Consider the following 19,063-nt stretch of genomic DNA (forward strand, 5'->3'; position numbering starts at 1 on the left):
GGAAATATGCTGGAATTTACTATTCGAACATCCCTAAAAGGCATGCGTCTGATTCAGACCTATGCCTTGTTTTTTTGCTTGTACTCGTATGGAAGCACAAGATTGTCACTGCAAAATGGTCATATTTCTCCACCCCGAGTGTGCAATAAATTCTTCTTTTTATGCAACCGCTTGCTTTATACTATTTTTGTAGACGTTTACAAAATGTTGTCGAAATAAACTATGCTTTGGGGAGGATGATCGGTTTGATCTTGTATCGAAGTCTATGGAACAAAGGGTGCCTGATTCTGCTAAGCCTTGTGCTGTCTCTGACCGCCTTCATTGGCTCACCCTCCAATACGGCGAGCGCCGCAGTTGCTGATGATTTTCAGGCTTCCGTTATGGGACCGCTGGCAAAAATCAATGACTGGGGCGCATTCAAAAAGCAACTGCAAACGCTGAAAAGCAACGGCGTGTATGCCATCACCACCGACGTCTGGTGGGGCTATGTGGAAAGTGCAGGAGATAACCAGTTCGATTGGAGCTATTACAAGACGTATGCCAACGCTGTGAAAGAGGCAGGACTGAAATGGGTTCCTATTATCTCTACGCATAAGTGTGGGGGAAATGTCGGGGATGACTGCAACATCCCGCTGCCAAGCTGGCTGTCGAGCAAAGGCAGTGCAGATGAAATGCAGTTCAAGGATGAAAGCGGCTATGTCAATAACGAAGCCCTTTCGCCGCTATGGAGCGGGGCTGGCAAGCAATATGATGAACTGTATGCCTCGTTCGCTGAACATTTTGCCGGATACAAAAGCATGATCCCCAAAATCTATTTAAGCGGTGGCCCTTCCGGCGAATTGCGATACCCGTCATACTATCCGGCGGCAGGATGGAGCTACCCGGCACGGGGCAAGTTCCAAGCCTATACTGAAACAGCCAAAAATGCGTTCCGCACGGCCATGAATGAAAAGTATGGATCATTGGACAAGATTAATGCGGCTTGGAGTACCAAGCTAAGCAGCCTTAGCCAAATCAACCCGCCGACTGACGGGGACGGATTTTACACGAACGGCGGGTATAATTCTACCTATGGAAAGGATTTTCTGTCGTGGTACCAAAGCGTGCTCGAAAACCATCTGGGCGTCATCGGAGCAGCTGCTCACAAAAACTTCGATTCCGTGTTCGGCGTCCGCATCGGAGCCAAGATTTCCGGACTGCACTGGCAGATGAACAACCCTGCCATGCCTCACAGCACAGAGCATGCTGGCGGATATTATGATTACAATCGTCTCATTCAGAAGTTCAAAGATGCCGATCTGGATTTGACCTTTACTGCACTGGAGATGAATGACAGTGGCACTGCACCGAATTATTCCCTGCCGTCCACACTGGTAGATACCATCTCCTCAATCGCGAATGCGAAGGGCGTTCGCCTGAATGGTGAAAATGCACTCCCAACAGGCGGCAGCGGATTCCAGAAGATTGAAGAAAAAATCACGAAATTCGGTTATCACGGCTTTACGCTATTGCGCATCAACAATCTCGTCAACAGCGACGGCTCACCAACAGGGGAAATGAATGGATTCAAACAATATATTATCAGCAAGGCCAAGCCCAGCGATAACGGCGGTGGTACAGGCAACAAGGTAACCATATACTACAAAAAAGGCTTCAACTCGCCTTACATTCACTACCGCCCGGCTGGCGGAAACTGGACGGCTGTGCCTGGCGTGAAAATGCAAGAGGCCGAGATTAGCGGTTATGCCAAAATTACCGTCGATATCGGCTCTGCTTCCCAATTGGAAGCCGCCTTTAATGACGGCAACAACAACTGGGACAGCAACAACACCAAAAACTACTACTTCAGCACAGGTACTTCTACTTACACGCCAGGCAACAGCGGCAATGCGGGAACCATCACATCTGGCGCTCCATCGGGTACCGATCCCGGGGATGGCGGCAGTACAACTAACAAGGTAACTGTATACTACAAAAAAGGCTTCAACACACCTTACATTCACTATCGCCCGGCTGGCGGAAACTGGACTGCCGTGCCCGGTGTGAAAATGCAGGATGCCGAGATTAGCGGCTATGCTAAAATTACCGTCGATATCGGTTCTGCTTCCCAATTGGAAGCCGCCTTTAATGACGGCAATAACAACTGGGACAGCAACAACACCAAAAACTACTTCTTTAGCACAGGTACTTCTACCTACACACCTGGCTCTAACGGAGCCGCAGGAACTGTCCAAACGGGGTCGCCTTCGGGCGGCTCTACTCCCACTGAACCGGGTAATCCCTCCAATCCATCTCCCCTTGGCACCGACTGGAGCAAACAGAGCATTTACTTTATCATGACAGACCGTTTCAGCAACGGGGATACATCGAACGATAATTACGGTGGCTTCAATTCCAACAACAGCGACATGCGCAAATGGCATGGCGGCGATTTTCAAGGCATAATCAATCAGCTCGACTACATTCAGAATATGGGCTTTACCGCCATCTGGATTACTCCGGTAACGATGCAAAAGAGCGAATTCGCTTATCACGGCTATCATACGTATGATTTTTATGCAGTAGATGGGCATCTCGGAACCATGGACAAGTTCAAAGAGTTGGTCCGTAAAGCGCACGACAAAAAAATCGCCATTATGCTGGACGTAGTTGTCAATCACACAGGCGATTTTCAACCAGCAAACGGCTTCGCTAAGGCCCCTTTTGACAAAGCAGACTGGTATCATCACAATGGCGACATCACAGGGGCAGACTACAGCTCCAACAACCAATGGAAAATCGAAAACGGTGATGTGGCCGGACTGGATGACCTGAATCAAGACAACCCCGCAACCGCCAACGAGCTCAAAAACTGGATCAAATGGCTTCTGAACGAGACAGGCGTCGACGGACTGCGGGTGGACACTGCCAAGCATGTACCTAAAGGCTTCCTGAAGGATTTTGACCAAGCGGCCAATACCTTTACCATCGGTGAAATTTATAGCGGCGATCCCGCTTATGTAGGCGATTACACCCGATATCTCGATGCCGCACTGGATTTCCCCATGTATTATACGATCAAGGATGTTTTCGGGCGCGATCAGTCCATGACCAAAATCAAGGAACGCTACTCGGATGACCGTTACTATCGCGATGCCCAGACGAACGGCGTATTTATCGACAATCATGATGTGAAGCGCTTCCTCAACGATGCCTCCGGCAAGCCTGGTGCCAGCTCTGACAAATGGCCACAGCTCAAGGCCGCCTTGGGCTTTACTTTGACGTCGCGCGGGATTCCAATCATCTATCAAGGCACCGAGCAGGGCTTTAGCGGCGGAGATGATCCCGCCAACCGTGAAAACGTCGTGTTTAACGCCAATCATGAGCTGTACCAGTACATTGCCAAACTAAACCGTGTGCGCAACAGCCACCCTGCCCTACAAAACGGCAGCCAAAAGGAAAAATGGGCAGACGACTCCTTTTACAGCTTCCAGCGCTCTAAAAATGGCGACGAGGCTATCGTACTCATCAACAACTCGTGGAGTAGCCAAACCCGCACGATTGGCAACTTTGACAATCTGTCCAACGGCACCCGTCTGACCAATCAGTTAAGCAACGACTCCATTCAGATCAACAACGGTTCGATCACCGTGACGCTCGCTCCGAAGGAGATTAAAGTTTTCACCAAGTAACAGCCGCATTCAGTTACATTGATTATTCAAATGTGCTAAAATGAGCTATAGAAGGTTATACTAAAAAAGAGCAAGGATGCTGGTAACATCCCTACTCTTGGCAACAGCCGCTTTGAAGAGCGGTCGGCTGAAAAGGGCTAGCTATTAGAAATAGACCGTGTTTCCCTCTCCAGGGCGGTCTATTTCGATTTGTTTTGGTTCAACGCAATAACAATCGTAACGATTAATCCGATCAACGCTACTAATAGCGTGCCGAACATCATCATTAATGTCAGAGCATCTTTAACCTCCACAGGCATCACCTCCCTTCCGGGAGACTTAGCCGACCGCCCACCTAAGCCATTCTGTTGTTACTGGAATTATAGCACGTAAATCCGTCGTTCTGCGACAACATTTTACAGTTTATTCAACCAACCTCATACGGACACTCATCGTCTTTTTCTACTTACATATTCTATTTATTTCTCTATTTCGAAATAGCCTCTCAACATCTCAAACACTAATCCATACGAGTATCGATTGCAAGATTGCTTACATTTTAATGTCTGTCCTCTAAAACAAAACAGGCACCTGCAACGAAGCGTATACTTCGTCAGGTGCCTGTTTATATATAAACAACGTGGGATTACTTAGGCCTCAGTAGCCACGTTGATATTGTTCAGGTATGGAAGGCTTCTCGCCGCGCAGCGTGACCGCTGCATGCGTGCCCCAGTAAGGATTGCGCAGCAATCCGCGTCCTATAGCGACCAGATCGGCATCCTCGTTGCCGATAACAGACTGCGCCAGGGCCGGGTCATCCAGTGCGCCGACAGCGATCACCGGAACGCTCAGCGCTTCGCGAATTTGGCGCGCGAACGGCACTTGGTAGCCCGGATAGTTGCCCGGCTTTCTTGCTCCGGCCGGGCCTTCCCCGCCTGAGCTGACATGAACGACATCTACGCCGGCAGCTTGATAAGCACGGCTCAGCTCGATGGCATGATCCACATCGTATCCGCCGTCCACGTATTCCACCGCGCTGATGCGGAAGATCAACGGCATGCCTGCAGGCATTTCCTTGCGTACAGCCTGAATGACTTCAACACCGAAACGGGATAAATCCTGACCATATACGTCATCCCGCTTGTTCGTGAGCGGCGAATGGAATTGGTGAATCAAATAACCGTGCGCACCATGAAGCTCAATCGTGTCCACACCCGCTTGAACCGCACGGCGGGCGGCATCTGCGAATTTTTGCACCATGCCCTGTACTTCTTCCGTGGTGAGTGCGCGTGGCTGTTTATAACCCGCATCCGGGTAGACAATGGCAGAAGGAGCCACTGGCACTGCCGCATCCTCAGCTTTACGGCCCGCGTGGGCAATTTGGATACCTACCTTGGCCCCGTGCGCATGCACGCCGTCCACGATCTTTTTAAAAGCAGGAATATGTTCATCTGACCAGAGTCCCAAATCATAGTCCGTGATTCGTCCATCCGGCTCTACGTCCGTCATTTCTATAATAATTAGACCCGTGCCTCCAATAGCCCGGCTTAAGTAGTGAACATGATGCCAATCATTCGGAATCCCGTCCTTGGCCGTCACCGAGTATTGGCACATTGGGGCCATGACTACACGATTTTTTAATTCCAAATCCTTGAGTTTATACGGTGTAAACAACGAATTCGTCAAAATGTTCATCCTCTCTTTTCTAATCTGTACTACCAAAATCGGCACAGCCCAAACGGAACAAAGAGATTCCCCAACCGGAGTATCCCTCGTATTTGCACCGTGCAGTCATTATGTATATTGTATGTCGTAGATATATTGCACACAATCTATTATCCATAATCCAATAACTTTTTGCAAGTAAATATTTAAATATTATTAGATATTTTTTTGTCAATACTCCTTCAAAAGCCTCTCCATAGCACAAAAAGACGTCCTTGCGGACGTCTCTGTAAAATCAGCCTTATTGTGACGAGCCTAATTGTACCCAGGCCTTTTCAATCTCTGCAACCGCCTGATCCTTGTTCATGTTGCCGCTGATATAAGCCTGCATCAGCTCGCCAAACTTTTGGTGGAACGTATCCAGCGAGTAGTTGACAGACAGATCACCGGACTTCGATGTTTTCAAAATACTTTCCATTTCCTTAGGCATCTCCAGATCAGGAAGCGGCGCATCCTTAATTGGAGGAATTACTTTTGCTACTTGGGAGAACCAGTTCTTACCGTATTCTGAGGTGTATAGCCAGTTGAAAAATTCAATCGTTTCCTTGGCTACCTCGGAATCCTTGTTAATACGCAGCGCCTGATCCGCCCCGGTAATGATGACCGATTGTTCGGCTTTGTCACTTACCGGATATCCCATGATGCCAATCTTGAGATCAGGATTAATCTTCTTGATTGCTTCCTCATCCCATGCGCCTTTACCTGTCATAAACGCAGCTTTACCGGATGCAAAATCACTCACTTCCGCATTGCTGTCCCGTTCCAGCGGCTTATCTGTGCCATGCTTCACCGTCAAATCAATGAAGCTGAAGAAGTTGTTGTACAGCACCGGGTAGTCCTTGATTTTGGCTTTGCCTGCAATAAAATCACTAACGAGCTGCTTCGGCTCTACGCCCGCATCCTGCGCGGCGGCATCTACATAGTGCTGGAAGATGTGCTTCCATACCCACCACTCTTTATACGCGTTGGCAAATGGAGTAATGCCTTTCGCCTCAAGCTTGGTGACTGCGTCCTGCATCTCCGCAATCGTCTTAGGCGGGGAGGTTACTCCGGCCTTGGCAAGCAAATCCTTGTTGTAAATCAGCGCAAACAGGTTCCCCTTCACTGGTAAGCCCAGCACTTTGCCGTCGCTGGAGCTCATATTCGCCCGAACTGCATCTGTCATGGCTGCCGCCAGCGGTTCATTGGTCAGATCGGCGCTATAATCAGCATACGTATCAATATCGCCTCCTGCCGTCGTTTGGAATACATCCGGTGTACTGCCTGAGGCAATTTTCGACTTGAGAATCGTGTTATAGTCTGCCTGCATGATTTCCAGATTGATCTTTACGTTAGGCTTGACCTTCTTATACTCCTCAATATACGCGTTAAAAGCATCCGTATACTCCGGTGAGGCTGTGAACATATTGATTGTAACCGGTTTCAATTCTTCGTTGCCGCCAGCCTTCCCTTTCGCCGCGTCTGAGTCACCGCTGCTTCCGCACCCGCTCAACAAACCGACCGTCAATAGCAAACTGCCGGACAACGCCATCATCTTCTTTAACATGGATACTCCCCCATTTGTTTGTGATCAACGTCCATGCGCTCATTCTAAAAAATATGGTCCGATTTAAAAAGGCAGATAAGTGAAGCGTTAAGGGTAAAAAAGTAGTTTATTGCAGGCTCACGCGATACTCGGACGGTGAAACCTGATAATAATTGCGAAAAGCCTTGCTGAAGTAGTTTTTATCCTTGTAGCCCAGCATATCGGAAATCTCCTGAATTTTCAGACTGGAATCGCTCAGCAGTTCCTTCGCCTTGTCCATGCGAACCTTCTGTACATATTCGTGAATGCCATAACCAAACTGCTGCTTGAACAGCTTCATCAGATACTCCCGACTCAAGAAATAAGTCTCGGCAAAAAATGAAATTTTGATATCCTCAAAATAGTAACGGTCGATATGCTTTTTGATATCCGATATGTCAAAGGGCTGGTTCCCCGCCTGGGCATGCTGAACCCCGGCAATGTAAAGCTCCAGCATCCGGGTCAGCCTCTGTCCGTAGTCGGCAAAGCTTGTAAAATCAGCAGTCAGCTCGCCTTCAGCCACCCGTTCCACTTCCCCAAAAGCGCCCTTTTGACTAGATGCCAACACAGATGCGCCCAATTCAACCGCTGCTTCTCTCAGCAAAAAATGAAACTCCCTGATCAACCGATCCGCGTCCTGCAAGCGGAACACAGAGCCGGATGCCAATGACTTCAGCAGATCGTTTAGCAGTACCTTTGCCCGGTTCGCCTGGCCTGTCTGGGCGTCCTTTTGGATCAGCAGCAGCCGATCCGTCCACTGCACTTCCTCTGACTTTATCATCTGCCGCGGCGTCGTATGGAGAACGGATGCTCCTTCCAGCTTTAACACATCTGTGCTGTGAATAAGCGCCTTCGCATCCGCGTAAGCAGACGCCAGCTCCATTACATCTGTGCAAGGCTGGCCTACCCCGACGGCCACCACCATGCCGAACAGCCCATGCAGGTTCGTCACCGCCTTCTGTGTCACCTGTGCCAGCAGAAGAGCCATATGCTCTTCCCGTCCCGGAGCCAGGGTACAGACAGAGATGACTTCACGCTCCCTTCTTGGATGAGGGAAGCTAAAGCAGCTCAATCGCTCGTCCGATGTCTGAGCCAGCACATTCGTTACGGCAAAGTCCATCAGTTCGGTATCGCCATGAAAACGTGTCCTGCGAACCTCATCCCTGTTCAACAGCCGCAGTACGCTCACTCCAAAGCGATTCCCCGGTTGATCTGCTCCGATCAAGGGGAGCAGCGTCGTATTCGCTTGCCTTTTGAAGCTGCCATCTAAAATGGACAGATACAGCTTCTCCTTCAGCTTGGGCAGCGACATATTCAGCGTAATGTTCTGGCTGATGAACTCGTTTTCGCTTTGCTTGCGGCTTGCCAGGATGTCCACGGCCTTGCGCAGCGCCTGGTTCAGATCCTGTCGGTGGATCGGCTTCAGCAAATAGTCCACCACCCGGGACTGTATCGCCTGTCGTGTATATTCGAAATCGTTGTAGCCGCTAATGACAATCGTCAGCAGATGGGGATACGCCTTTTCGATGGCACGAAGAAACTCGATACCGTTCAGCTCCGGCATTTTCATATCCACCATGACCACATCTATGTTGTACTGACTCAGCATCTCCAGCCCAAGCCTTCCGTTCGTTGCCTCATAGATATGCTCGATGCCGAGATGCTCCCAATCCCCGACAATACGAATGGCTTCGCGCAACGGCTCCTCATCGTCAATGATCAGTACGTTATACATGAATATTTCCTCCCTGGGGGATGCGCATTTTGATTTCCGTTCCCGTTTCATCTGCAAGTATGAATAATCCTGCCTGATCTCCATACAAAAGCTTTAACCGTGTATTCAGATTCTTCAAGCCGATATGCTCGCTCTCCCGTTCTTCCCATTTTTCATGGAACGAATCCAGCACCTGTCTCAGCTTGTCCTCCGAGATCCCCGGCCCGTTATCCCTGACTGTAATGATGGCATCTGTAGCACCGGATTCGGCTGAAATCACAATCAGGATATCGCTCGATACTTTTTCCAGTGCATGCTTGATGGAGTTTTCCACCAACGTCTGCACGGATAACCTCGGAATCTGCAGCTCCATCAGCGCTTCCTCCCACACCAGCTCCAACCGCAGCCTCGTCCCGAATCTTGCTTTTTGCAGGCCCATATATCGTTCAATATGCTTGAGCTCTTCGCGGGCAGCCACGATATCCTTGCCGTTGATCGAATATCGCAGCGTTTGGGCCAAGGCATCGACCATATCGGCCATGTCGAACATCTCCCGCTTTAATGCCTGTGTGGATATAGCTTGCAGGGCATTATACAGAAAATGAGGATTAATTTCAGCCTCCAGTGCCTTGAGTATGGCATTTTTTTCGACCAGCTTCATTCGATAGCGCTCATTAATTAATTCTTCGGTTCTCTGGACCATTTCGTTAAAATGCAGTGACAAATACGCAATCTCGTCATGTCCCTTCACAGGAGCCGCTGCCCCAAAATCTCCGGTGCTAAACCGCTTCATCTGGGTAGACAGCTTATGTAAAGGCCGGGTAATGGCATTCGAGGTCAGCGTCACCAAAATAATAGATACGCCTAAAAATAAAGCCCCGATCACGTAGCTCCAATTGCGTGTCGTCGTTGCCGCTTCATAAATTTGGCGGTAAGGAATAGGCTTGATCAGCTGCCAGCCTTCCTTTTCGCCAGCATCATAAACAATCAGATACTCCTGGTTGCTGCTGCGATCTGACCACGTTACCCGTCCACTTCCTCCCTTGCCGATCTGTGCCAGTACCCCCGAATCCCGTATCCGCTCATACAGCGGAAAGCTGTCCACATAAAAGGGAACCCGTTCGGGGTTTATCAGCAGCAGATGATCTCCTTTGCCCAGTGGAATGTTCTTCATGATATCGTCGACGGCGCTCGTATTGTAATAAAAGGACAACATCGCCTGCGGATGACGGGATGCAATCGACCTCAGCACTCGATGATATGCCATAAAGCTGGCCTGCGGCGCCACATAGCCCATATCGGAACGGGAGCCCACAAAGGATTGAAACGACTCGTTGGTCGTGCTCGCCATCGCCTCTTGATACCAGGAGAGCTTGGGAATATCCGTGTTAACTCCTTTGCGTACCGTAATGTTATACGTCTCCCGAGTAACCACATAGTATTGATGGCGGTCGGCCACGTACAGATAGATGGCCTCCAGATCATTGCGCGAATAAAACATGCTGCGCAAATAATTTTCAATGACCATGCGCGAAGCATAGTCATTGTTCTCATTGGCAATCGCGTTCATGATATCGTTATAACGAAGCTGCGGAAGCGCCAACTGTTGCATCCCTTCCAGGTAATCCTCCAAATTTTGATTGACCAGCAGCAGATTATTGGTTGTGCTGGCGATGCTATGGTTGACTGACTCCTTTTCAATCATCTGATAGGAAATAATCGTGAGCGAGCCCACCACCAGAATGATCACCGAGGTAAAAAGCAGTATGAGCTTGTTCACTAATTTCTGCGTAATTCGCCTCCATATGGATCGAAGAAGCGCGCCTGCCCGTTCTAATATCATGATCATCGCCCCTTTTGAAAGCGTACACATTTTTACCCTCAACTGTTTTCTTAAATCCATTGGTCCGGCCGAGAGGCTATCCTATACTTTCATTATATCTCAAACGGCTTGGAGCGAAAGATCGGAAAATGTTGAGAAAAAGAGGTGCGTTATGCTGAAAAAAAGGGGAATTCGGGGCGACAAGGGCAGTAAATTGGAATTCGGTTTATTCACACTGCCCGTAATCTTGTGCATTACGATTGCATTTTATATTCCGTTTTTGATGACGATACGCTATTCCCTGACCAAGTGGAACGGCATTGCCAAACATCCGAAATTTGTAGGTCTGGATAACTTCAAGCAAATTCTGCTCGGAGACGCCAACTTTGCACATGCAGCCTGGTTTACCGTCAAATATGCCGCTCTGTACATTGTGCTGGTGAACGTGCTGGCCATTTTGCTGGCGCTCGTCCTTGACATGAAGCTGAAAAGCTCGGCCTGGCTGCGGGCGGCTTTCTTTATCCCTTACATCCTCAGCCTCGTGATCGTCGGATTTATATGGAAATTTATCTTCATGCAAGGCTTTGAATCACTGGGGCACAGTACGGGCTGGGGCATCTTCCAGCTAAGCTGGCTGGGTGAGGAAGGACTCGCGTTTGTTTCCATCTTGGCGGTATCCATTTGGCAATCGATTGGCTTTTACATGGTGATTTACATTGCAGGCCTGCAATCCGTACCGGATGATTTGAAGGAAGCTGCCATTGTAGACGGAGCAGGGCCGATTCGCAGGTTTTTCAGTATTATTTTGCCGTTGCTCGCACCTTCCATTACCATCTCGGTCTTCATGGCATTGACCAATTCGATCAAGGTGTTCGACGTCATTTTATCCCTGACTGGCGGTGGACCGGGAGGTACGACCTACAGTATTGCTTATGATATTTATCGGGACACGTTCCAGAACAATCTATACGGCTACGGGACAGCCAAAGCTTTGATTTTATTCGTCGCCGTACTGATCATTACAATCATTCAATTGTCTATTTTCAAACGCAGGGAGGTTGAAGCCTGATGCAACGCAGCCGTACGGGACGTATTTTGCTGGAAGCGGGCATGATTGTATTATCGCTGTTATTTTTGTACCCGCTGTTTCTCGCCATTAACAATTCGTTCAAAAGCTTCGCTGAGGTCATGACCGACGTCATTGCGCTGCCCAAACAGTTTTCGCTGGATAACTACGTATATGTATGGCAGTTTATTAACTACCCACGCTTGTTTCTGAACAACACGATCATTACAGTGGTCGGCCTGGCAGGTATCGTGCTGATATCCTCTATCGCCGCCTACAAGCTGGCACGAACCAAAAGTAAATGGAGCTCCGTGATATACATGCTGTGCATCATGCCGATGCTGATTCCGTTTCAGTCCATCATGCTAACCGTCCTGCGGCTGGCAAAAGACCTGAATTTGGCGGACAGCACTTGGGGGCTAGGGCTATTGTACTGGGGCTTTGGCGCACCGCTGGCCGTATTTATTTATCACGGCTTCGTGAAAGGCATTCCCGCCGAGATTGACGAAAGCGCCAAGATCGACGGAGCCTCGGGCTTCCGGCTTTTCTTTTCCGTGATTTTCCCCTTGCTGAAATCAGTCACTGCCACCATCGTTATTATCGACGTGATGTGGATCTGGAATGATTTCCTGCTGCCCCTGCTCATGGTTAACGGCTCGCCCAGCACCAAAACGCTTACGCTGGCGGCTTATACCTTCGTCGGTCAGTATACGTCAGACTGGCAATATGCCATGACCGCCATGGTAATGGCTGTGCTGCCTTCCATTATTGTATTTATCTTTCTGCAAAAATACATTGTCAAAGGCGTTGTTGCCGGAGCTGTAAAGGGCTGAGACAGCTATATGAATATAAAGGTGAAAAAAGAGGACTTGCGTGTGATTAACGCAAGTCCTCTTGGCCTTATCATAATCGAGCCTGTGCATCTGTATAGCACCACACTAAGCCTTAAACCGCCCCAATGCCTTGAGCATCTCTTCTGTCGTCAGCTACCTCTCCCTTTCCTTGACATTTTCTCTCATTAATGATTTACTATTTTTATTATTCGTAATTATTACGATTAAGTAATTCGAAAAAGAAAAGTACTGCAACATATTCAGCATTTCATAAACTTTCGAAAGGATGAGTGATTACGTTGGCAAACACGATGGAATCGGAAAAGAAAATACCGGTTACGATACTAAGCGGGTACCTCGGCGCCGGCAAAACCACGCTGCTCAACCATGTACTGAACAACCGCGAAGGCTTGCGTGTAGCTGTCATTGTCAATGACATGAGTGAGGTAAATATAGATGCCGATCTCGTTCGTGACGGTGGAGGATTATCGCGCGTAGATGAGAAGCTGGTGGAAATGTCCAACGGCTGCATCTGCTGCACCTTGCGGGAGGATTTATTAAAGGAAGTGGAGCGACTGGCGCTCGACAAAAAGTTTGACTATATCCTTATTGAGTCTACGGGCATAGGCGAGCCGATTCCGGTTGCCCAGACGTTCAGCTATGTAGATGAAGAGAATGGCATAGATCTGACCAAGCTGACGCGACTGGATACTATGGTGACCGTTGTGAATGCGCCGGAATTTTGGAAGGACTTCTATTCGAGAGACTCGCTCAAGGAGCGTGGGCAGGAAGTGGCGGAGGAGGATGCACGCGGCATCGTTGATCTGCTGATAGAGCAGGTGGAATTCTGTGACGTGCTGATCATTAACAAATGTGATCTTGTGTCCCTGGAGGAGCTGGAACGACTGGAAAAAGCGCTGCGCGGCATTCAACCGAACGCCAAAATCCTTCGTTCCGAATACGGTAAAGTTGATCCAAAGGAAATTTTGAACACGCATCGCTTCAATTTTGAAGCAGCCAGTCAAGCGGCTGGCTGGATACAGGAAATGAACAAAGATGAGCACATACCGGAGACAGAGGAATACGGCATTGCTTCGTTTGTGTACAAGCGCAAGATTCCATTTCACCCCGAACGCTTGCTGAAATGGCTGGCACAATGGCCTGCTGAGGTTGTCCGTTCCAAGGGGCTGGTGTGGTTCGCCACGCAGAACCGTACTGCTTTTACATTCAGTCAGGCGGGCAGCTCCAAGCAATTCGCGCGCGCAGGGCTATGGGTATCTGCTTTGACTGAAGAAGAACGACAATACTATCTCGGCGAGGATTTTGAAAAGACACCTGACTGGGATGAACAATATGGCGACCGGGTTACCAAGCTTGTATTCATCGGTATCGATATGGACCGGGAAGAGATCGAACGTACATTGGATGAGACGCTGCTGACTCCTGAAGAGATGGAACAGGACTGGCGGAAGCTGCCTGACCCTTTTACGAAAAAAATATAATATATAAGCTGAACTAGAAAATATGCAGTGGCATGATAGGTAGCTTTTAAGCTCAACCTATATTATTTGTGCTTGACCCACTGCATACTGTCCAGCGGCCAAAATATCACATCTGCACGTCCAACAATATCTTTAATGGAGACAAAGCCAATGGCACGACTGTCCCTGCTGTTATTGCGGTGATCACCCATGACAAATATATAACCCTCGGGAACCTTGGAATCCGTTATGGTCCCGTTTGGAAAGTCCACATTATTATATAGCTCTCCCTTGGCATGCGCCTTCTGGATGGCCCCTTGAATGTAGGACTCCTCTACTTTCTTGCCATTTACGTACAGATTGTCGCCTTGGTATTGGATCTGGTCCCCCGCAACACCAATGACACGCTTAATAAAATCCTCACCTTCTTTTCTGACATGAAATACAATAACCTCACCGGGCTTGGGATCACGCAAACTATAAATGATCTTGTTCACGACAACTCGTTCATCTGTCTTGAAGTTCGGTTCCATGGATGCTCCCTCAACGATAAATGGCGCAAATAGCAGCCAACGTATAATGAACACGAGCACAATGGCTACAATAATCGCTTTAAGCCAATCTATCATCTCGCTTTTAGCTAGCGGCTGCTTTTCCAGCAATTCTTTAGACGTTGGATTCGTCAAATCATTCCCGTTCTCCATGCGTTAAACCCGCCTTTTCTCACAGATTTCATTCCTATTATATGTATAATGTTTAAGTATAATCAAATTTTCCCAATCTGGCAAAGCTACATTTTTAGTTGAAACAAATGTGTGAACTTTTTTTCACAATCTCAAAAAAAACAGCAAAAAACTGTTGATGCAAACGTTAACATATATTACACTGTGCATATGCATCTTAGAGCGTTTTGGACATAGGGTAGGAGAATCTGTCACCCAGGAGGTGTCCTGTTTTTACTCGAAAGACAGCATGGACCGCTTGTAAATATGCTATCTATTTCAAAATAAGAACTCAAATAAGGAGGAATTTACATGTTTAAACGCAATGATCGTCCAAAACACGGCTTTAACGCTCTAAGCCTCGGTGTTTCTTTTGTTTTCGCTTCTTCATGCCTTATTGGAACCGCTTACGCAGATACGTCATCCAGCATTTCTTCCTCTGCCCTCTCTACAGAGATTTCCAGCACAGTTGATTCATCTGCTGTTGCCACAACCTTGGCTGCGGGCGACTTGTACGTAGCACCAAATGGTAACGTGTCCAATCCGGGCACCATATCCAGTCCGACCACTCTTGAAGCAGCACTAACACAAATTGCACCGGGTAAGACGATTTACCTGCGCGGCGGCAACTACGCCTACTCCTCAACGATCACCGTTCAGCATGGGAATAACGGAAGCAAGGGCTCACTCAAGGGGCTTGTTGCTTACGGCAGCGAAAAGCCGGTGCTTGATTTTTCAGCTCAAGCCTTTGGTTCAAGCAACCGGGGACTTCAGCTTAACGGAGACTATTGGCTGGTAAAAGGGCTTGAAGTCAAAGGTGCCGGGGATAACGGTATCTATATTGGCGGCAGCAATAACCGGATTGAAAATGTGGAAACCCACCACAACCGGGATACTGGACTCCAGCTCGGACGTTACTCCACTACCGCCTCCAACAGTGAGTGGCCTTCAAACAATTTGATTTTGAATTCCTACTCTCACGATAACGCTGATCCCGATAATGGTGAGGATGCCGACGGTTTTGCAGCCAAGCTGACTGTAGGACCAGGCAATGTATTTGATAACTGCTTGGCTGCGTACAACGTAGACGATGGCTGGGATTTGTATAGCAAAACCGAAACGGGCCCTATCGGTGAAGTAACGATTTTGAACAGTGTTGCCCACCACAACGGGCAGACCTCAGATGGAACGTCTACCAAGAACAGTGACGGCAACGGCTTTAAGCTGGGTGGAGACAAAATCAAGGTCAACCATATCGTGAAAAACAGTATTGCTTTCCAGAACAAGAAGCATGGCTTCACCTACAATAGCAATCCTGGCAGCATTACGTTGACCAATAATACCTCATGGGACAATGGACAAAGTAATTTTGCTTTTGACAAGGGTGATCACGTGTTCATCAATAATCTTTCCTTTGAGGGAAGCTCCAGTGACAAAACAAGCGGTACAGATCAAGACAATTCCAGTGTTTGGTGGAAAAACAAAAAATCAACGAATGCCAAAGGTCTGGTAGTCAGTGCAGACGATTTTGTCAGTCTCACGCCTTCCATCACACGAGGTGCAGACGGTTCCATCCAGTTGGGCAATTTCCTTAAGCTGGCCAAGGGAAGCGATCTGATCGGCTCGGGAACACCGAGCGGTACCAATATAGGGGCGCGCTAAAAGCCCCTTCCAATCAGGACGCCCTGGCCCATCTACCAACTTAGACAATTCTGCATTATATAGTGACCGGTGATTGTCCTCATAACCATAGAAAATATGAGGTGAACAGACCATGGAACGAAAAATCACACTGAAACACACTCTCGCCTATGGAAGCGGTAACATGCTGGGAAGCGGCGCACTTGCCGTCAGCGGCGCATGGCTTATGTACTTCTATACGACCTTTTGCGGACTGTCTCCAGTTCAGGCCGCAGCCATTTTCTCCGTTGCCAGCATTATAGATGCAGTCAGCAATCCGATCATGGGCTTCATCAGCGACAACTTTCACCGAACCCGCCTGGGCCGTAAATTCGGCAGACGCCGTTTTTTCATCATGCTGGGTATCCCGCTGATGCTCGTGTATCCGTTGCTTTGGGTAGATGGGTTGGGCTTCTGGTATTACTTGAGTACCTACGTGCTGTTTGAGCTGATATATACCTCTGTTATGGTGCCGTATGAAGCACTTGCCGCAGAGATGACCCGGGATTTCGGCGCTCGCTCCAGACTGACTGGATGGAAAGCAATGTTCGGTAAAATGGCCAACTTTGCTGCTGCCTTCATCCCTGGTCGCTTTATCGCCGCTTACGGCAAAGATTCTCCATTGCCCTTTTTGTACACCGGGCTTGTGTTTGCAGCGATTCTGCTGATTGCTATGGCATTTTTGTACAAAAACTCCTGGGAACGTCCCGACGAGGAGCTGCAAAAGGAATTGGAAGGCGAGGCTCCTCTCTCTTTTATTGATTCCATGAAAAAGCTCTTCGTCGATATTTCATCGACCTTCCGGGTGAAAACATTCCGTCATCATCTTGGTATGTATTTAGGGGGCTTTTCAGCCGAGTGGCTGTTCACATCTGCCTTCACGTACTTTATTGTCTTCTCCTTGTTCCAAAGCTCGGAGATGGTATCCAATCTCAACAGCTTTAACTCTGTAATTCAACTGATTTCCACCTATTTGTTCATTCAATTTTGCGTGCGCAAAGGCTTCCGTATGCCTTTCATCGCCGCACTCGTCATCGTTTGCTTCAGCGTATTGGGCTACGGCGTGCTCTACTTGACAGGTGCCTCCAATATGATGATGTGGTTGTACGTGGTCACACTGTTCATGGGACTTGGTACAGGCGGTGTCTACTACATTCCCTGGAACCAATATACGTTCCTTGCCGATGTGGATGAAGCACTGACTGGTCGTCGCCGCGAGGGCATTTACGCGGGTATGATGACGTTTGCTGGCAAAATGGTGCGGGCCGTTGTCGTCTTCATTCTCGGCTGGGTGTTACAGCACTATGGCTTCGTATCCGGAGCCGATACCCAACCGCTTGCTGCCCAGCACGCCATCTTTTATGTACTCGTCGTCGGCACGATCGCTCTGGCGATCATCGGTATGATTGCTTCCGTCATCATGAAGCTGGACATTGACAGCCACAAGAAGCTTATCACCGAAATTGATCGTCTCAAAAACGGGGGCTCCATGAAATCAGCCAAGCCGGAAGCACGTAAGGTGTTCGAACAGCTGACAGGGTTTAATTACGATCGGTGCTGGGGCAACAACAATGTAGGCTTCAAGAACAAACCCGTTGACCCTAAGACACATACTCCGTCCATGTAAACCAAAACAACGATCATCGATCGAACATTTTCCAAAGAGGTGACTGTATCATGGCAAATCCGATATCACAACCAACGACTAATCCGACAAAAACAGATTCCTGGGCTGTACGCATGAGCGACTCTGTACTGGCACGTAGTCCTGAATTTTTTGAAAAATGGGAATATGACCACGGTGTCATTTATAAAGGCCTGGAATGGGTTGGCGAGCTAACAGGTAATCCCAAGTATATGGAATATGTAAAGAAACAAATGGATCATTTTGTTGACGAAAATGGCGTCATTCAGCGCTATAAAGTAGATGAGTTCAACATTGACCACGTAAACAACGGCAAGCTGCTCTTCACTCTGTATCGTGCCACAGGGGATGAACGTTATAAAAAGGCAGCTTACCAATTACGCAGTCAGCTGGAAAAACATCCGCGCACCAGCGAGGGCGCATTCTGGCATAAGCAAATCTATCCATACCAAATTTGGCTGGATGGCCTGTACATGGGTGCACCGTTCTACGCTGAATTTATCCGCGAATTCGGAGATTCATCAGAGTTTGACGATGTGACCCTGCAATTCAAGCTATGCTACAAACATACGCGTGACCCTGAAACAGGTCTGCTCTACCACGCTTGGGATGAGAAGCATGAGCAGCCTTGGTGCAACCCGGAGACAGGCTGTTCCAAAAACTTCTGGGGCCGCTCGATGGGCTGGTTTGTCATGGCACTCGTTGACGTGCTGGACTATATTCCGGAGGATCATGCAGATCGTCCTGCCTTGATCAATATGCTGACAGAAACACTGGAAGCTCTGCTGAAGGTCCAAGATGAAGCTAGCGGGGTCTTTTATCAGGTGCTCAATCTGGGCCACGTGAAAGGTAATTATCTGGAAGCATCCGCTTCCTGCATGATTCTGTATGCGATCGCCAAAGGCGTACGCAAAGGCTATTTGCCAGAGCATTATCGCCAAGAAGCGGAAATCATCCGCAAGGGGATTATCGATGAATTTATTACGATTACCGAAGAAGGACTTGTGAATCTGAACAAAACGGTGCAAGTAAGCGGCCTGGGCGGTAAAGATCGTCGGGACGGTACATTCGCCTACTATATCAGCGAGCCTATTGTAACCAACGATCCTAAAGGAATCGGTGCTTTTATTCAGGCGATGGGTGAAGCAGAGCGGATCTAAA

Annotated in this window: 13 protein-coding genes; 7 read left to right on the forward strand and 6 right to left on the reverse strand. The window is 48.5% G+C overall.

Features of this window, described 5'->3' with window-relative positions; genetic code table 11:
* Positions 1 to 245: 245 nt before the first annotated feature.
* Positions 246 to 3,671 carry a family 14 glycosylhydrolase gene (locus WG8_RS24665; RefSeq protein WP_007433015.1) on the forward strand — a complete coding sequence of 1,142 codons (3,426 nt, stop codon included), beginning with the start codon at positions 246 to 248 and terminating at the stop codon, positions 3,669 to 3,671.
* A gap of 179 nt (positions 3,672 to 3,850) precedes the next feature.
* Here WG8_RS24665 and WG8_RS29215 read toward each other — a convergent pair whose 3' ends face one another.
* The 5 genes from WG8_RS29215 to WG8_RS24685 form a co-directional block, all read right to left on the reverse strand.
* Entirely contained in the window at positions 3,851 to 3,964 is a 114-nt protein-coding gene (locus tag WG8_RS29215; protein WP_232289167.1) for a putative holin-like toxin, read from the reverse strand.
* Positions 3,965 to 4,307: 343 nt separating this feature from the next.
* On the reverse strand, positions 4,308 to 5,336 hold the full coding sequence (locus tag WG8_RS24670; protein WP_007433017.1) for an NADH:flavin oxidoreductase/NADH oxidase: 1,029 nt from the start codon (positions 5,334 to 5,336) through the stop codon (positions 4,308 to 4,310).
* Positions 5,337 to 5,616: 280 nt separating this feature from the next.
* A complete protein-coding gene (locus WG8_RS24675) occupies positions 5,617 to 6,921 on the reverse strand; it encodes an ABC transporter substrate-binding protein (protein ID WP_007433018.1) in 1,305 nt (434 codons plus the stop codon).
* A gap of 106 nt (positions 6,922 to 7,027) precedes the next feature.
* Positions 7,028 to 8,674, reverse strand: coding sequence for a response regulator (locus WG8_RS24680; RefSeq protein WP_007433019.1), 1,647 nt, complete (start codon positions 8,672 to 8,674; stop codon positions 7,028 to 7,030).
* The gene (locus WG8_RS24685; RefSeq protein ID WP_043891396.1) at positions 8,667 to 10,526 is read right to left on the reverse strand and encodes a sensor histidine kinase; all 1,860 of its coding nucleotides are present in this window, start codon (positions 10,524 to 10,526) and stop codon (positions 8,667 to 8,669) included. Before WG8_RS24685 ends, WG8_RS24680 begins: the two co-directional genes overlap by 8 nt.
* Before the next feature lie 121 nt (positions 10,527 to 10,647).
* On the opposite strand from WG8_RS24685, the gene WG8_RS24690 reads away from it, so the two are divergent.
* From WG8_RS24690 to WG8_RS24700, 3 genes are all read left to right on the forward strand, one after another.
* Positions 10,648 to 11,544: a carbohydrate ABC transporter permease gene (locus WG8_RS24690; protein WP_007433021.1), complete on the forward strand. Its 897-nt coding sequence runs from the start codon at positions 10,648 to 10,650 to the stop codon at positions 11,542 to 11,544.
* On the forward strand, positions 11,544 to 12,374 hold the full coding sequence (locus tag WG8_RS24695; RefSeq protein WP_007433022.1) for a carbohydrate ABC transporter permease: 831 nt from the start codon (positions 11,544 to 11,546) through the stop codon (positions 12,372 to 12,374). Before WG8_RS24690 ends, WG8_RS24695 begins: the two co-directional genes overlap by 1 nt.
* A gap of 299 nt (positions 12,375 to 12,673) precedes the next feature.
* Positions 12,674 to 13,876 (forward strand): GTP-binding protein, encoded by a 1,203-nt coding sequence (locus tag WG8_RS24700; protein ID WP_007433023.1) that lies wholly within the window; start codon positions 12,674 to 12,676, stop codon positions 13,874 to 13,876.
* Positions 13,877 to 13,938: 62 nt separating this feature from the next.
* Here WG8_RS24700 and lepB read toward each other — a convergent pair whose 3' ends face one another.
* Complete coding sequence (gene lepB / locus WG8_RS24705; RefSeq protein WP_007433024.1) at positions 13,939 to 14,559, reverse strand: signal peptidase I; 621 nt, start codon at positions 14,557 to 14,559, stop codon at positions 13,939 to 13,941.
* A gap of 330 nt (positions 14,560 to 14,889) precedes the next feature.
* Between lepB and WG8_RS24710 the strand changes: the two genes are divergently transcribed.
* The 3 genes from WG8_RS24710 (at position 14,890) to WG8_RS24720 (ending at position 19,062) form a co-directional block, all read left to right on the forward strand.
* Positions 14,890 to 16,239 (forward strand): right-handed parallel beta-helix repeat-containing protein, encoded by a 1,350-nt coding sequence (locus WG8_RS24710; protein ID WP_007433025.1) that lies wholly within the window; start codon positions 14,890 to 14,892, stop codon positions 16,237 to 16,239.
* 112 nt (positions 16,240 to 16,351) lie between these two features.
* On the forward strand, positions 16,352 to 17,884 hold the full coding sequence (locus WG8_RS24715; RefSeq protein ID WP_007433026.1) for an MFS transporter: 1,533 nt from the start codon (positions 16,352 to 16,354) through the stop codon (positions 17,882 to 17,884).
* A gap of 50 nt (positions 17,885 to 17,934) precedes the next feature.
* Positions 17,935 to 19,062, forward strand: a complete 1,128-nt coding sequence (locus WG8_RS24720; protein ID WP_007433027.1) for a glycoside hydrolase family 88/105 protein — start codon at positions 17,935 to 17,937, stop codon at positions 19,060 to 19,062.
* Position 19,063: the final 1 nt, after the last annotated feature.

The organism is Paenibacillus sp. Aloe-11 (assembly GCF_000245715.1).
Taxonomy (GTDB): domain Bacteria; phylum Bacillota; class Bacilli; order Paenibacillales; family Paenibacillaceae; genus Paenibacillus; species Paenibacillus kribbensis.

Coding starts and splice junctions, on each gene's coding strand:
- lepB (WP_007433024.1), bottom strand. CDS start 14,559: ATGGAGAACGGGAATGATTTGACGAATCCAACGTCTAAAGAATTGCTG.
- WG8_RS24715 (WP_007433026.1), top strand. CDS start 16,352: ATGGAACGAAAAATCACACTGAAACACACTCTCGCCTATGGAAGCGGT.
- WG8_RS24680 (WP_007433019.1), bottom strand. CDS start 8,674: ATGTATAACGTACTGATCATTGACGATGAGGAGCCGTTGCGCGAAGCC.
- WG8_RS24685 (WP_043891396.1), bottom strand. CDS start 10,526: ATGTGTACGCTTTCAAAAGGGGCGATGATCATGATATTAGAACGGGCA.
- WG8_RS24720 (WP_007433027.1), top strand. CDS start 17,935: ATGGCAAATCCGATATCACAACCAACGACTAATCCGACAAAAACAGAT.
- WG8_RS24710 (WP_007433025.1), top strand. CDS start 14,890: ATGTTTAAACGCAATGATCGTCCAAAACACGGCTTTAACGCTCTAAGC.
- WG8_RS24675 (WP_007433018.1), bottom strand. CDS start 6,921: ATGTTAAAGAAGATGATGGCGTTGTCCGGCAGTTTGCTATTGACGGTC.
- WG8_RS24695 (WP_007433022.1), top strand. CDS start 11,544: ATGCAACGCAGCCGTACGGGACGTATTTTGCTGGAAGCGGGCATGATT.
- WG8_RS24690 (WP_007433021.1), top strand. CDS start 10,648: ATGCTGAAAAAAAGGGGAATTCGGGGCGACAAGGGCAGTAAATTGGAA.